Genomic DNA, 13,495 nt, shown 5'->3' with positions numbered 1-13,495 from the left:
GAGCATCATGAACATGTCAGTAATAAGGACATAAATCGTGGCTACTGACCAAAACGGCGAACTGCTGATGAACGATGAGGGCTCCGCCGCTCTCGATGAGAATGAGCAGAAGAGCTCCGCACTCGGCTTCCTGTCCAACACGGATGTGCTGCGGCAAATCACCCTGATCCTGGGGCTGGCCATCTGTCTGGCGATCGCCGTTTTCATCCTGCTGTGGGGCAAGGAGCCGGACATGCGTCCGCTGGGTACCTACAATACCCAGGAGCTGGTGTCGACCCTCGATTATCTGGATCAGCAGAAGATCCCCTATGAGGTGGATGGCAAGAGCGTGCTGGTCAGCGCCGAAAAATATGCCGATATCCGCCTGCGCCTGACCCGTGCCGGTCTCGCCACCAATACCGATGCCAGCAACGATGGCGAGTCCATCTTGCTCAAGGATTCCAGCTTCGGCGTCAGCCAGCGCATGGAGACGGAGCGCCTCAAGCTGAGCCGTGAGCGTCAGCTGGCGAGTGCCATCGAGCAGTTCCAGAACGTGGCCAAGGCCCAGGTGCTGCTGGCCATTCCGAAAGACAACGTGTTTGCCCGCAACGAGCGCAAACCCAGCGCGACCGTGGTGCTGAACCTCAAGGGCAACGCCCTCGGCCAGGGGGAAGTGGACTCCATCGTCGACATGGTCGCCTCCGCCGTGCACGGCCTGGAGCCGACCCGCGTCACTGTGACCGATCAGAACGGCCGCCTGCTCAACTCGGGTTCCCAGGATCCCGTCTCTGCCCAGACTCGCAAGGAGTTTGCGATGCAGCAGAAGCAGGAGGTGGAGTACAAACAAAAAATTGACGCCATCCTGATCCCCGTGCTCGGCGCCGACAATTATACGGCGGAGGTCGATCTCTCCCTCGACTTCTCCCAGCAGGAACAGACCCGCAAGACCTACAACCCGGACTTGCCGGCCGTGCGCTCCGAGATGACCCTGGAAGAAAACAGCGCCAATGGCAGCAGCGGCGGTGTACCCGGCGCCCTCTCCAACCAGCCGCCCGCCGCCTCCAATATTCCCCAGCAAGCGACCGGCCCCAATGCCGATGCCAGCGCCGCTGCCTCCGGCCGCTCCCGCAAGGAGGCGACCCGCAACTTCGAACTGGATACCACAGTCAGCCATATCCGGCGTCAGATGGGCGGCATTCGCCGCATGACGGTCTCGGTCGCGGTGGATTACAAATCAATCACCGCCGCCGACGGCAAGGTGACCCGCGAGGCGCGCACCCAGCCAGAGCTCGATACCCTGCGCCGTTTGCTGAGCGGCGGGCTTGGCTTTGACGTGACCCGCGGTGATACTCTGGAAGTGGTCGCCATCCCGTTCAACCGGCCAGAGCTTGAGAACGTGGCCGAAGCGCCCATCTACGAGCAGCCCTGGTTCTGGCGCGCGGTGCGCATCGCCGCCTCGGTGCTGGTCATCATAGTGTTGATCGTGACAGTGGTGCGCCCCATGCTCAAACGCCTGCTCTACCCGGATGCACGTCCGGAAGGGGATCTGGATATGGACAACAGCATAGTGCTGGGTGGGGATGACGAGCTCAGTCTGCTGGCGGCTCAGGCCGATTCCGAGCCTGTGTTCGGGGTACGTGACGGCCATCTGAAACTGCCGGATCTGCACCGTGACGAGGACTTGCTCAAGGCGGTGCGTGCGCTGGTGGCGAACGAACCGGATCTGGCCGCACAGGTCATTAAAGAATGGGTAACGAACAAAGATGCCTGAAGAAAGTAAGACCCAAGTCACCGGCAATGACATTACCGACAGCCAGCGCCAGATCCTGGACCAGATGAGCGGGATGGAGATGGCGGCTGTGCTGATGCTGAGCCTCAACGAAGAGGATGCCGCCCAGATCTTCCGTCACCTCGAGCCCAAGCAGGTGCAGCGGCTCGGCATGTCCATGGCCTCCATGTCGGATTTCAGTCACGACCGGGTGGCGGCGGTGCACCGTCAATTCATCGACGACATCCAGAAGTACACCAACATCGGTATCGGCAGTGAAGACTTCGTGCGCAAGGCGCTGGTGGCGGCCCTTGGCGAAGACAAGGCCAGCAACCTGGTGGATCAGATCATCCTGGGTTCCGGTGCCCGTGGCCTCGATTCCCTCAAGTGGATGGATGCCCGCCAGGTCGCCAGCATCATCCAGAACGAACACCCGCAGATCCAGACCATAGTGCTCTCCTATCTGGAGCCGGAGCAGTCCGCCGAGATCCTGAGCCAGTTCCCGGAGCAGGTGCGCCTGGATCTGGTGATGCGGATCGCCAACCTGGAAGAGGTGCAACCGGCGGCGTTGCAAGAGTTGAACGACATCATGGAGAAACAGTTCGCCGGTGCGGCGGGTGCCCAGGCAGCCAAGATGGGCGGCCTGAAGGCGGCGGCCAACATCATGAACTACCTGGATACCAACATCGAAGGCCAGCTGATGGACTCCATCCGCGAGTCGGACGAAGAGATGAGCCAGCAGATCCAGGACTTGATGTTCGTGTTCGAAAACCTCATCGATGTGGACGATCGCGGCATCCAGACCATGCTGCGGGAAGTGCCGGGAGATCTGCTGCAACGGGCCCTCAAGGGCTCGGACGACCAGATGCGCGAGAAGGTATTCAAGAACATGTCCAAGCGGGCCGCCGAGATGCTGGCGGACGATCTGGAGGCCATGGGGCCGATCCGGGTCTCCGAAGTGGAAGCCGCCCAGAAAGAGATCCTCTCCATCGCCCGCCGTCTGGCGGATGCCGGCGAGATCATGCTGGGTGCCGGTGGCGGCGAGGAGTTCCTCTAAACCATGGACCATCAATTCTACCGTTTCGCCGGGCCGCAGCTGGCGGTGGCGAGGAGCGCCTCTAAAGCATGAACAACAAGCTGCGTGGCTATGTGCGTCCCGACGGGGACGACGCCCGGGTCGAGGCCTGGGGCTGGCCCGAGATGGAGGTCGAATCCGAGGTCGAGACCAATGCCCTCGGACTGACGCCGGACTGGTATCGGCAGGAGGAAGAGGCGCCGGTCGAGGAGCCGGCAGAGGAGCCGACCCCCAGCATCACGGCAGAAGAGCTGGAAGCCATCCGTCAGGCCGCCTGGGACGAGGGCATGGCCGAAGGCCAGGCCGCCGGTTTTGCCAAGGGGCTGGAGGAGGGCAAGCTGGAAGGCCTGCAACAGGGCCATGCCGCCGGGCTGGAGCAGGGCAAGGAGGAGGGACTGGCCATGGGCCGCGAACTGGTGGATCAGCAACTGGCCCACTGGCAGTCACTGGTCGATCGTCTTGCCACCCCCCTCAACGAGCTGGATCAGGCGGTGGAGCAGCAACTCATCGCTCTGGTGCTGCAGCTGACCCGCGCCCTCATACGGCACGAGGCAGAGACGTCTCCCCGCATCCTGCTGGAAGCCCTCAAACAGGGGCTGGCCTTGCTGCCTGCCGCCGAGCAGGGGGTCACCCTGATGCTGCATCCCGATGACATCACCCGGGTCGAGCAGGCGTTCGGGGTGGAAGAGTGCGCCAAGCGTCACTGGCGGCTGCAAAGCGATCCCACCCTCTCCCCCGGCGACTTGCAGCTGGCGACCGAACTCTCCAGCATCGACCTGACGCTGGCGGGACGCATCGACCAGCTGCTGCGCAACTTCTTGCGAGACAATCACGAATAACCGGCGGCGGGCCGGCGCAAGCCGGCCCGCCGCAGGCATGACCCATCTCAATATCGCTTTCAGGAGGCCAGATGAGCGGCTCGTTACTCACTCGGTTGCAAGGGTATCGGGTGCGCGATATCGCCCCCAAGCCGCCCGTCGCCGGCAAGTTGACCCGGGTGGTGGGCCTCACGCTGGAAGCCATCGGCTGCCGCGCCGCCATCGGTGCCCTCTGTCGCATCGATACCCAGGACGGCATGCTGGAGGCCGAAGTAGTGGGTTTCTCCGGCGATCGCCTGTTCCTGATGCCGAGCGAGCAGCTCAAGGGGGTCATCCCGGGTGCCCGTGTGGTGCCCATCACCGAAGAGCACGGCATTCCGGTCGGCATGAACCTGCTGGGCCGGGTCATAGACGGCATAGGCCAGCCGCTGGACGGGCTTGGCCCCATTCTCTCCTCCCAGACGGTGCAGTTTGCCCAGCACCGCATCAATCCGCTCTCCCGCCGACCCATCCATCAACCGATGGACGTGGGCGTGCGCGCCATCAATGCCGTGCTGACTGTGGGTCAGGGCCAGCGGATGGGGCTGTTTGCCGGTTCCGGTGTCGGCAAGTCTGTGCTGCTCGGCATGATGACCCGTGGCTCGGTGGCGGACGTGGTGGTGGTGGGCCTCATCGGTGAGCGGGGCCGGGAAGTGAAAGAGTTTATCGAAGACATTCTGGGGGAGGAGGGGCGTGCCCGCTCCGTGGTGGTGGCGGCCCCGGCCGATGCCTCGCCCCTGATGCGCCTCAAGGGGTGCGAGACGGCGCTCGCCATCGCCGAATATTTTCGCGATCAGGGGCTCAACGTGCTGCTGCTGATGGATTCGCTGACCCGTTACGCCCAGGCCCAGCGTGAAATCGCGCTGGCGGTGGGCGAGCCGCCGGCGACTAAGGGGTATCCGCCCTCGGTATTTGCCAAATTACCGGCGCTGGTGGAGCGGGCCGGCAACGGCAGCGACGGCCAGGGCTCCATCACCGCCTTCTTCACCGTGCTGACCGAGGGGGATGACCTGCAGGATCCCATCGCCGATGCGGCGCGGGCCATCCTCGACGGCCACATAGTGTTGTCGCGCGAGCTGGCCGATGCGGGTCACTACCCGGCCATCGACATCGAAAAATCCATCAGCCGGGTCATGCCCATGGTCACGTCGTCCCAGCACATGGAGCTGGCGCGGACTCTCAAGCAGTTCTATTCCCTCTATCAGCAGAACCGGGATCTCATCACCATAGGCGCTTACAGCCAGGGTTCGGATCCCCGCATCGATCGCGCCATAATACAAAAACCCTATCTGGATCAGTTCTTGCAGCAGGGTATGCGCGAGGTCATTCACTACGATGAGGGCCTGCAATCCCTGCAACTGGTGGCCATGCCCCTGATGCGTTGACCATATGATGAAGAGGGAAGGCAGTCATGAGTAAAGGCTTGGTGATGTTGTCCGAGCGGCTGGTGGAGGCCGAACAGCAGGCGGCGCTGGCGTTGGCCAAGGCCCAGCAGGATCTGAAAATCTTCATGGAGCAGCAGGAAGCGCTCAACCAGTACCGCCAGATCTACCATCAGCAGTGGACAGATCGCGGTCTGCAGGGCATAGCGGCCCAGCAGAATGCCCAGTACCACGCCTTCATCAACAAGCTTGAGCAAGCGGCTACCCAGCAGTACGAAGGTGTGCTGCAGGTGCGCCAGGCGCTGGCGTTGCGGCGCGAAGAGTGGCTGGCCGCCCAGCAGAGGCGCAAGGCGGTGGAGCTGCTGCTGGCCAAGCAGGCCGGGCGTGAGCAGCAGAAGGCCCAGCGTCAGGAGCAGAAGATGCTGGATGAGTACGCCATGCTGCGCCGCTTCCATCATTCTGGCCTGTAACTTGCTTTATTCTGCCCATCCAGTGTGCGCCTCACCGCCATCGCGTTCGTGAGGGCCGCACCAGAACCCGATTGTCGTCAGGGATTTTCATCATGATGCAGACACTGCTAACCAATACCCCCCCCGTTCAGGCTGCTGCGCCTGCCGACAAGAGTGCTCAGCTCCCTCCCCCCTCCGACAGTGGTGAACCGACGTCACAGGGTGAGCCGAAAGGCGGCTTTTCCGATGCGATGGCCAAGGCCCAGGCAGAGGGTGCGCCTGTGACCAAGGCCGCTCAGGCGGCTGCGGGCGAGCCGAAGGCTGGTGGTCAGGTCGTCACTGACCCGGTGGCCGGTGACAAAGGTGCCAGTGACAAGCACGCCGATGCCAAATCTTTGGCGAATGCCACCGAAGGCTCGGTGGCCACCGACGATAAAAAGAAAAAAACGCAAGAAGCCGAGAGCAGTGCCTCTCCCATCGATTTCTTGCAGCGTCTGCAAGATGCCCTCAAGCAGGACACCAGCCTGGTCTCCCCCGCGCCCCTCAACCTGGTTGCGACCGCGCTAGCCGTGGACACGGACGGCAATATGTTGCCGCAAGCGGGGGAGGACGCAGAGGCGGCCGATGTGCTGGTCGGCGCGGGCGACAAGCCGCTCAGCCTGGATGACAGAAAAGCCGCAACCGGCGCAGCCTTGCAGGCACAACAGGCCGCCAGCCTGCTCAAGGGGGAAGGGGTCGAGGTGCCGGCAGCTGAGGGCGAGGCGCAAGCCATGCAGAGCGATGCTGCCGCCATGGCTGCCCAGCTGAAAGAGGCTGGCAAGGAGTCGAAAGAGGCAGGCAAGGACAAAGGGGCGACTGGCACAGACAAAGCGGGCAAGGCCGAGCTCACCGGCGCCGAGCGGGCCGCCTTGCTGAGCAAGGTGTTGCCGACCGAGGCGGTGGACAAGGCCGCCAAAGGCGAGGGGAACAAGTCCGTCGAGATCGATGCCAGCGCCAAACCCGTCACTCCTCCCATGAGCAACAAGGAGGGGGCCGAGAAGGCACATCCCCAGCGTGCTATGGAGCCGGCAGTGCCCACCCAGAAGAGCGCCACCAGGGCGTTTGAAGCGGGTCAGGAGCGGGCCGACACGGATGTGCCCCGTTCGGCGGACGGCGCTCAGGCCAAGAGCGCTGCCGAGGGGGGCGAGCAGGCCCAGGGCAGGGCGACCACGGCCGCCAAGTCAGAGAGTCCGCTGGCCGCCGCTGGCAGCAGCGCCACGGTGCCGGCTGCCCAGCCGCCAGCCGAACCCGTGTTGACGGCCCCGCAACAGGTGCTGGCCAGCAGTGAATCCCAGGGGCCACAGGCCTCGCTGAGCGCCTTGTCGGCCGGGATCAAGCAGATGGAGGCCAGCGAAGGCCGCGAGTCTGCCAAGGTCAGGAGCGAGGTCAAGGTGGACGTGAAGCAGAAGGTGGCCGAGTTTGGCAAAGGCAGCGCCCTCGGGACCGAGTCCAGCCCCCACGACAGTCATCACAGCCAGCAGGTGCAGCAGAACAGCCAGCCCCAGGTGGCCAACAACGACAGCAAACCCACGGTCGACATAGCGGCGCGGCGCGATCCCCAGAATCTGCCCCACCTCAAGCTGGCCAACCCGGAGGCGCCGGCCCAGTTGCACCAGAAGGTGAACCTGATGCTGGCGGACAAGTTGCAGCAGGCGGAGATCCAGCTCGACCCCCTTGGCCTTGGCAAGATGAAGATCCAGATCCAGATTGGCGCCGACAACCAGGCCAACGTGCACTTCGTGGTACAACATGGCCAGACCCGCGAGATGCTGGAGCAGGCCATGCCACGGCTGCGTGATATGCTGGCCGGGCAGGGCATTCAGCTCGGTCAGACCCTGGTGCAACAGCAGCCGCAGCAACAGTCACAGGGTCAGTCGGCCTTTGCCGGACAGGGCCCGCAAGGTCAAAAAGAGAGCGGAACTTTTGCCGAAACAGGCCAAACTGAGGCAGAGGTCACGGCCGCAGGCAGTCGTTTGCTGACGGAATCGACAAACGACAGCGGAATTGATTTCTATGCTTGATGCCAGCCTGAGTAAGTTTATGATATCGAACAAGTTTGAGACTAGGGTGGACAAGGGATGGCAGATGATAACGAACTGACGCTGAAAGACCCGGCGGCAGGCAAGAAAAAGAAGCTGATCATGGTAGTCGCCCTGGCCGTGATTGTGCTGGGTGGCGGTGGTGCCGGTGCCTGGCTGATGCTGTCCGGCGGCGACAAGCCGGCGGCCGAAGCCTCGGCGGAAGGGAAGGATGCCAAGCCCAAGGAGGCGGCGGCCCAGCCCTCGCTCTACGTGGGCATGCCGCGCCCCTTCGTGTTCAACGTCTCGGGTGGTCAGCGGGATCGACTGGTGCAGATCAAGATCCAGCTGATGGTGCGTGGCGCCGCCGACGAGACCCTGGCCAAGCAGAATGTCCCCCTGATCGAAGGCACCCTGCTGCGGGTCTTCAGTGCCGCTACCAGCGAGCAGCTGATGACCTTCGAAGGCAAGGAGAAGCTGCGCAAGGATTCACTGGAAGAGTGCCGTCGGGTGCTCAATGACCTGGTCTCTTCCCCCGTTATCGAACAAGTGCTGTTTACCGGCTTTGTAATGCAATAAGGGTGATGCGTGAGCGATCTGTTAAGTCAGGACGAAATTGATGCCCTCTTGCACGGTGTCGATGATGTCGAAGAGGAAGAGATAGGCGCGGCGGGCGATCCCGGCGTCGCCCAGTTTGACTTCTCCTCCCAGGACCGCATCGTCCGTGGTCGCATGCCGACCCTGGAGCTGGTGAACGAGCGTTTCGCCCGCCACATGCGGATCAGCCTGTTCAACATGATGCGCCGCACCGCCGAGGTCTCCATCAACGGCGTGCAGATGCTCAAGTTCGGCGAGTACGTCCATACCCTATTCGTGCCGACCAGCCTGAACATGGTGCGTTTCCGTCCGCTCAAGGGCACTGCGCTCATCACCATGGAAGCCCGCCTAGTGTTCATCCTGGTGGAGAACTTCTTCGGCGGCGATGGCCGCTATCACGCCAAGATCGAGGGGCGCGAGTTCACCCCCACCGAGCGGCGCATCATCCAGATGCTGCTCAAGCTGGTGTTCGAGGATTACAAGGATGCCTGGGCGCCGGTGATGGATGTGGGCTTCGAATACCTCGACTCCGAGGTGAACCCTGCCATGGCCAACATCGTCAGCCCCACCGAGGTGATCGTCGTGAGCTCGTTCCACATCGAGCTCGATGGCGGCGGCGGGGATTTCCACGTGGCCATGCCTTACTCCATGCTGGAGCCCATTCGCGAGCTGCTGGATGCCGGTGTGCAGAGCGACAAGGGTGACACGGACGTGCGCTGGAGCAAGGCGCTGCGTGACGAGATCATGGACGTCAAGGTCGAGATCAGAGCCAAGCTGCTGGAGACGGATCTGACCCTGCGCGAACTGATGGAGCTGCGACCCGGTGACATCATACCGGTGGAGATGCCGGAGAACCTGCTGGTCTATGTGGAAGATTTGCCCACCTTCCACGCCAAGATGGGGCGGACCAAGGAGAATGTGGCGCTCAAGATTACCGACAAACTCAAACGCCCGGAAGGGGTCAAGACAGAGATGCATCTGGTGACCCGGGGCGGCATACGCATCGATGGCGAGGCCGAGCTGGAAGAGCTCGAGCGCAGCATCGAAGATCAACAGCGATAACATGGACTGCCTGTCACGACAGACGGCCACGAAGCAGCATAAGGAAGCAAGATGAGCGGAACTGATGAAGAGGATCTGATGGCGGACGCCTGGGCAGCCGCCCTGGAAGAGCAGGTGATTGCCGAAGCCAAGCCGGCTCCCCTCGAGGAGCTGACCGATGACGCCCCCATCAGTGCCGAGGAGCGGCGCAAGCTCGACACCATACTCGACATCCCGGTCACCATCGCCATGGAAGTGGGCCGCAGCCAGATCAGCATCCGCAACCTGCTGCAGCTGAACCAGGGTTCGGTGGTGGAGCTGGATAGGGTGGCGGGCGAGCCGCTGGACGTGCTGGTCAACGGCACCCTGATCGCCCACGGCGAGGTGGTGGTGGTAAACGACAAGTTCGGTATCCGTCTGACCGATGTCATCAGTCAGATTGAAAGGATCAAGAAACTCAAATGACCAGAATCATTGCGTTGACGGGTCTCATCATCAATCAGGCCGAAAGGATCAAAAAAACCACATGATCCGCGCGTTCCCGTTACTGCTGTTGTCCCTCCCTGCACTGGCCAATCCCGGTGCGGGGGCCAATCCCCCCAGCCTCACCTCCTGGCTGCTCTCCAGTCTGATGGTCATAGGCCTCATCCTGGTGCTGGGCTTTCTGCTCAAGAAGAGCAAGATAGCCACCGCCATGGGCGGCGGCCAGATGCGGGTCATCGCCAGCCTGCCGGTGGGCTACAAGGAGAAGCTGCTGGTGGTCAAGGTGGGCGAGCAGCAACTGCTGATCGGGGTGACGCCACAGCAGGTCAACTTCCTCTATCGCCTGGAGGAGCCGCTGGACGAGAGCCAGCCCCAGGCGTTTTCCCAGCAGCTTGGCAAATTGATGGGCAAGCATGAAAAAACCTAACCGCTTATGGTCCCTGCTCGGGCTGCTGGTCGGCCTGTTGGCATCCCTGCTCCTGTTGTCACCGCTGGCACTGGCCCAGGATGGCATGTCGGCTGTGACCATCAAGACCATGGCGGACGGCAGTCAGGAATACAGCCTGACCCTGCAAGTGCTGGCGCTGATGACGGCGCTCTCCTTCTTGCCGGCCATGGTCATCATGATGACCTCGTTTACCCGCATCATCATAGTGCTGGGCATACTGCGCCAGGCCATAGGTCTGCAGCAGAGCCCCTCCAACCAGGTGTTGATCGGCATCGCGCTCTTCATGTCGTTCTTCATCATGTCGCCCGTGCTGGATCGCATCAACAACGAGGCGCTGCAGCCCTATCTGGCCGAGACTATTCAGGCCAAGGAGGCGCTGGAGAAGGCCGAGCTGCCCATCCATCAATTCATGCTGGCTCAGACCCGGATCAAGGATCTCAACACCTTCATGGAGATAGCCAACGTACAGGTGGACAAGCCCTCTGAGGTGCCGTTGCGGGTGTTGATCCCGGCGTTCGTCACCAGCGAGCTGAAGACCGCCTTCCAGATAGGTTTCATGCTGTTTCTGCCCTTCCTGGTGATCGATCTGGTGGTGGCCAGTATCCTGATGGCCATGGGGATGATGATGCTGTCGCCTATGCTGGTGTCACTGCCGTTCAAGCTGATGCTGTTCGTCATGGTGGATGGCTGGAACCTGATCCTGGGTTCCCTTGCCAACAGCTTCGGGCTGGGGGCGGGATGATGATGCTCTCTTTCAACCTCGTTCTGGTCTCCCTGCCATTTAAATTGATGCTGTTCGTCATGGTGGATGGCTGGAACCTGATCCTGGGCTCACTGGTCAACAGTTTAGGGCTGGGTGCCGGTGGTTAAGGCGGACAAACGCAAGGAGCAAGCAGCATGAGTCCGGAAACCTTTGTCGACGTCTTTCGCGAGGCACTCTGGCTGGTGACCATCATGGTGTGCGCCGTGATCCTGCCGAGCCTGTGCGTCGGCCTGCTGGTGGCCATCTTTCAGGCCGCCACCTCCATCAACGAACAGACCTTGAGCTTCCTGCCCCGTCTCATCGTCACCCTGTTTGCGCTGGGGGCGGGCGCGCACTGGGGCTTGCAGAGTCTGATGGATTTCTTCCTGCTGATGGTGAGCCAGATTCCCGAGGTGGTGGGATGAGCCATGCCCGGCAAGCCCCTGGGACGTCCTCTGACGGCCCGCTGATGGCGACATCTCACGCCACTTCCGGGGTGGTGAGATGACCTACACGACCGCTCTCATCATGGAGTGGTTGTCTTCCATCCTCTGGCCGCTGGCGCGGGTGAGCGGCCTGTTGATGGTGATGGCGGTGTTTGGCAGTCGCCTGACGCCGGCCCGCATCCGTATTGGGTTGGCGCTGGCGCTGACCTTCATGATCGCTCCCCTGTTGCCCCCCATGCCCAAGATAGAGCTGTTCTCCGTCGGCAGTTTTCTGGTGTTGACCCAGCAGTTGCTCATCGGCATAGCGCTTGGTCTCATGACCCAGTTTCTGATGGAGAGCTTCGTGATGGCCGGTCAGATCATCGCCATGCAGACCAGTCTGGGCTTTGCCACCCTGGTGGATCCCATGAATGGCCAGTCGGCCCCCGTGGTGGGCCAGTTCTACCTGATGCTGGCGACCCTGGTGTTTCTGGCGGTGGATGGTCACCTCATCATGCTGCGCATGGTGGTGCTGAGTTTTGACACCTTGCCGGTCTCAGATGCCGGGCTCACCCTGCCCGCCATTCGCAGCTTGGTCGGATTCCTGGGGGTCATGTACCAGGCCTCGCTGGTGATGGCGCTGTCGGCCATAGTCGCGCTGCTGCTCATCAACTTTGCGTTCGGGGTCATGACGCGGGCGGCGCCCCAGCTCAACATCTTCAGCATAGGTTTCGCGGTCAGCATGATGTCCGGGCTGCTCATCCTCTGGCTCACCATAGGCGGCTTCCTCGGCCACTTCGACTCCATGTGGGAGCGGGTGCAGGAGACCAGTTGCGAGCTCATCAACGTCCAGTGCTTCGGTGGCCAGAATGGCTGATTGCGTGCAGCTGGGTAGCAAACGACTCGATGCCTTCCGGGGGCGAGCACAACTGAGCAAGCTCCCGCGTGTCGGAGGTCGGCAGCATGGCTGATACCGATCAGGAACGTACCGAACAACCCACGGGCAAACGACTGCAACAGGCCCGGGAAAAAGGGCAGATTGCACGTTCCAAGGAGCTGGGTACCGCCAGCGTCCTGCTGGCGGCCGTCTTTGGTCTCTTGATGGTCAAGGAGAGTCTGGCCGGCGCCATGGTCAAGATCCTCACCATGGGCTTCACGCTCGATCGGGACCAGGCCTTCGATCCCAATGCCATGGGGGCCATGGTGCCCGCCCTGTTGAGGGAGCTGCTGCATCCGCTCGGCCTGCTGTTCATGCTGGTGGCCATCGCCGCCTTCGTCGGCAACACCCTGATGGGGGGCATGAACTTCTCCTCCGAGGCCATGCTGCCCAAGTGGAGCAAGCTGAGCCCCTTGAATGGTCTTAAGAGGATGTTCGGGGTGCAATCCTTGGTCGAGCTGATCAAGTCCATCGCCAAGGTGGTGTTCATCACCCTGTTTGCCTGGTGGATGTTGTCGAGCCAGTTCAACCACCTGCTCAACCTCTCCCTGGAGGGCTACCCGGGTGGCATCATAGATGCGCTGGATCTGCTGCTGTGGATGCTGATCATCCTCTGTTGCGCCCTCATCCCCATAGTGGCCATAGACGTGCCGTTCCAGCAGTGGAACCACATGCGCCAGCTCAAGATGACCAAGCAGGAGGTCAAGGACGAGTTCAAGGACAGCGAGGGCAAGCCCGAGGTGAAGGGGCGGATCCGCCGCTTGCAGATGGAGATGGCGATGCGCCGCATGATGGGGGATGTGCCCAAGGCGGACGTGGTCATCACCAACCCGACCCACTACTCGGTGGCGCTCAAATACGATACCGCCAAGCCGGGGGCCGCGCCCAAGGTAGTGGCCAAGGGCACTGATGAGATCGCGATGAAGATCAGGGAGATAGCAAGGGAGTACGAGATCCCCATCATGCCTTCTCCCGGGCTCACCCGCGCCATCTTTCACTCCACCGAGATAGGTCACGAGATACCGGAAGGGCTGTTTGCCGCCGTGGCTCAGGTGCTGGCCTATGTGTATCAGCTCAAGAAGTTCCGCCGTGGCCGTGGCCGGCGCCCCAATCCGCTCGCCAAGGATCTGCCCATTCCGCCTGAATTCCGCAAATGACAAACTTCTGACACAGTAAAAATAAAATCATTTAAAATCAATGCATTGAATTGTTGGCTTGATGTTTGCTTTAATCTGGCACCAGCGGTTTGAGATTG

General features: G+C 61.9%; 15 protein-coding genes. All 15 read left to right on the top strand.

What is annotated here, in order from left to right:
• Positions 1–37 precede the first annotated feature (37 nt).
• The 15 genes from fliF (at position 38) to flhB (ending at position 13,397) form a co-directional block, all read left to right on the top strand.
• Complete coding sequence (gene fliF, locus IU367_RS15210) at positions 38–1,750, top strand: flagellar basal-body MS-ring/collar protein FliF (protein ID WP_274452342.1); 1,713 nt, start codon at positions 38–40, stop codon at positions 1,748–1,750.
• Entirely contained in the window at positions 1,743–2,804 is a 1,062-nt protein-coding gene (fliG, locus tag IU367_RS15205; RefSeq protein WP_098984612.1) for a flagellar motor switch protein FliG, read from the top strand. The genes fliF and fliG overlap by 8 nt, the downstream gene beginning before the upstream one ends.
• Before the next feature lie 68 nt (positions 2,805–2,872).
• A complete protein-coding gene (gene fliH, locus IU367_RS15200) occupies positions 2,873–3,661 on the top strand; it encodes a flagellar assembly protein FliH (protein ID WP_043555967.1) in 789 nt (262 codons plus the stop codon).
• Between the two features lie 71 nt (positions 3,662–3,732).
• Positions 3,733–5,064, top strand: a complete 1,332-nt coding sequence (gene fliI / locus IU367_RS15195; RefSeq protein WP_274452341.1) for a flagellar protein export ATPase FliI — start codon at positions 3,733–3,735, stop codon at positions 5,062–5,064.
• Between the two features lie 26 nt (positions 5,065–5,090).
• Positions 5,091–5,531, top strand: coding sequence for a flagellar export protein FliJ (gene fliJ, locus IU367_RS15190; protein WP_042871992.1), 441 nt, complete (start codon positions 5,091–5,093; stop codon positions 5,529–5,531).
• A 92-nt stretch (positions 5,532–5,623) separates the two neighbouring features.
• Complete coding sequence (locus tag IU367_RS15185; protein ID WP_274452340.1) at positions 5,624–7,570, top strand: flagellar hook-length control protein FliK; 1,947 nt, start codon at positions 5,624–5,626, stop codon at positions 7,568–7,570.
• A gap of 57 nt (positions 7,571–7,627) precedes the next feature.
• Positions 7,628–8,146 (top strand): flagellar basal body-associated protein FliL, encoded by a 519-nt coding sequence (fliL, locus tag IU367_RS15180; RefSeq protein ID WP_274452338.1) that lies wholly within the window; start codon positions 7,628–7,630, stop codon positions 8,144–8,146.
• Between the two features lie 9 nt (positions 8,147–8,155).
• Positions 8,156–9,226: a flagellar motor switch protein FliM gene (gene fliM, locus IU367_RS15175; RefSeq protein WP_043134689.1), complete on the top strand. Its 1,071-nt coding sequence runs from the start codon at positions 8,156–8,158 to the stop codon at positions 9,224–9,226.
• Positions 9,227–9,277: 51 nt separating this feature from the next.
• Positions 9,278–9,670, top strand: a complete 393-nt coding sequence (gene fliN / locus IU367_RS15170; RefSeq protein ID WP_017412373.1) for a flagellar motor switch protein FliN — start codon at positions 9,278–9,280, stop codon at positions 9,668–9,670.
• Between the two features lie 61 nt (positions 9,671–9,731).
• Positions 9,732–10,115, top strand: coding sequence for a flagellar biosynthetic protein FliO (gene fliO / locus IU367_RS15165; RefSeq protein WP_043134690.1), 384 nt, complete (start codon positions 9,732–9,734; stop codon positions 10,113–10,115).
• On the top strand, positions 10,102–10,878 hold the full coding sequence (gene fliP / locus IU367_RS15160; RefSeq protein WP_274452337.1) for a flagellar type III secretion system pore protein FliP: 777 nt from the start codon (positions 10,102–10,104) through the stop codon (positions 10,876–10,878). Before fliO ends, fliP begins: the two co-directional genes overlap by 14 nt.
• Positions 10,875–11,006 carry a hypothetical protein gene (locus tag IU367_RS15155; RefSeq protein ID WP_274452336.1) on the top strand — a complete coding sequence of 44 codons (132 nt, stop codon included), beginning with the start codon at positions 10,875–10,877 and terminating at the stop codon, positions 11,004–11,006. The genes fliP and IU367_RS15155 overlap by 4 nt, the downstream gene beginning before the upstream one ends.
• 27 nt (positions 11,007–11,033) lie before the next feature.
• On the top strand, positions 11,034–11,303 hold the full coding sequence (gene fliQ, locus IU367_RS15150; RefSeq protein ID WP_043555973.1) for a flagellar biosynthesis protein FliQ: 270 nt from the start codon (positions 11,034–11,036) through the stop codon (positions 11,301–11,303).
• 79 nt (positions 11,304–11,382) lie between these two features.
• Positions 11,383–12,180, top strand: coding sequence for a flagellar biosynthetic protein FliR (fliR, locus tag IU367_RS15145; protein WP_043134694.1), 798 nt, complete (start codon positions 11,383–11,385; stop codon positions 12,178–12,180).
• Between the two features lie 86 nt (positions 12,181–12,266).
• A complete protein-coding gene (gene flhB / locus IU367_RS15140) occupies positions 12,267–13,397 on the top strand; it encodes a flagellar biosynthesis protein FlhB (RefSeq protein ID WP_043134781.1) in 1,131 nt (376 codons plus the stop codon).
• Positions 13,398–13,495: the final 98 nt, after the last annotated feature.

Origin of the sequence: Aeromonas bestiarum (genome assembly GCF_028751155.1) — a bacterium.
GTDB classification, from domain to species: Bacteria; Pseudomonadota; Gammaproteobacteria; order Enterobacterales; family Aeromonadaceae; genus Aeromonas; species Aeromonas bestiarum.
This window is presented reverse-complemented; position numbering and strand designations above follow the sequence as displayed.

Bases quoted from the DNA above. Each gene is read 5' to 3' on its own strand.
- fliG (WP_098984612.1), top strand. From the start codon at position 1,743: ATGCCTGAAGAAAGTAAGACCCAAGTCACCGGCAATGACATTACCGAC.
- fliH (WP_043555967.1), top strand. From the start codon at position 2,873: ATGAACAACAAGCTGCGTGGCTATGTGCGTCCCGACGGGGACGACGCC.
- fliI (WP_274452341.1), top strand. From the start codon at position 3,733: ATGAGCGGCTCGTTACTCACTCGGTTGCAAGGGTATCGGGTGCGCGAT.
- fliJ (WP_042871992.1), top strand. From the start codon at position 5,091: ATGAGTAAAGGCTTGGTGATGTTGTCCGAGCGGCTGGTGGAGGCCGAA.
- IU367_RS15185 (WP_274452340.1), top strand. From the start codon at position 5,624: ATGATGCAGACACTGCTAACCAATACCCCCCCCGTTCAGGCTGCTGCG.
- fliL (WP_274452338.1), top strand. From the start codon at position 7,628: ATGGCAGATGATAACGAACTGACGCTGAAAGACCCGGCGGCAGGCAAG.
- fliN (WP_017412373.1), top strand. From the start codon at position 9,278: ATGAGCGGAACTGATGAAGAGGATCTGATGGCGGACGCCTGGGCAGCC.
- fliO (WP_043134690.1), top strand. From the start codon at position 9,732: ATGATCCGCGCGTTCCCGTTACTGCTGTTGTCCCTCCCTGCACTGGCC.
- fliP (WP_274452337.1), top strand. From the start codon at position 10,102: ATGAAAAAACCTAACCGCTTATGGTCCCTGCTCGGGCTGCTGGTCGGC.
- IU367_RS15155 (WP_274452336.1), top strand. From the start codon at position 10,875: ATGATGATGCTCTCTTTCAACCTCGTTCTGGTCTCCCTGCCATTTAAA.
- fliQ (WP_043555973.1), top strand. From the start codon at position 11,034: ATGAGTCCGGAAACCTTTGTCGACGTCTTTCGCGAGGCACTCTGGCTG.
- fliR (WP_043134694.1), top strand. From the start codon at position 11,383: ATGACCTACACGACCGCTCTCATCATGGAGTGGTTGTCTTCCATCCTC.
- flhB (WP_043134781.1), top strand. From the start codon at position 12,267: ATGGCTGATACCGATCAGGAACGTACCGAACAACCCACGGGCAAACGA.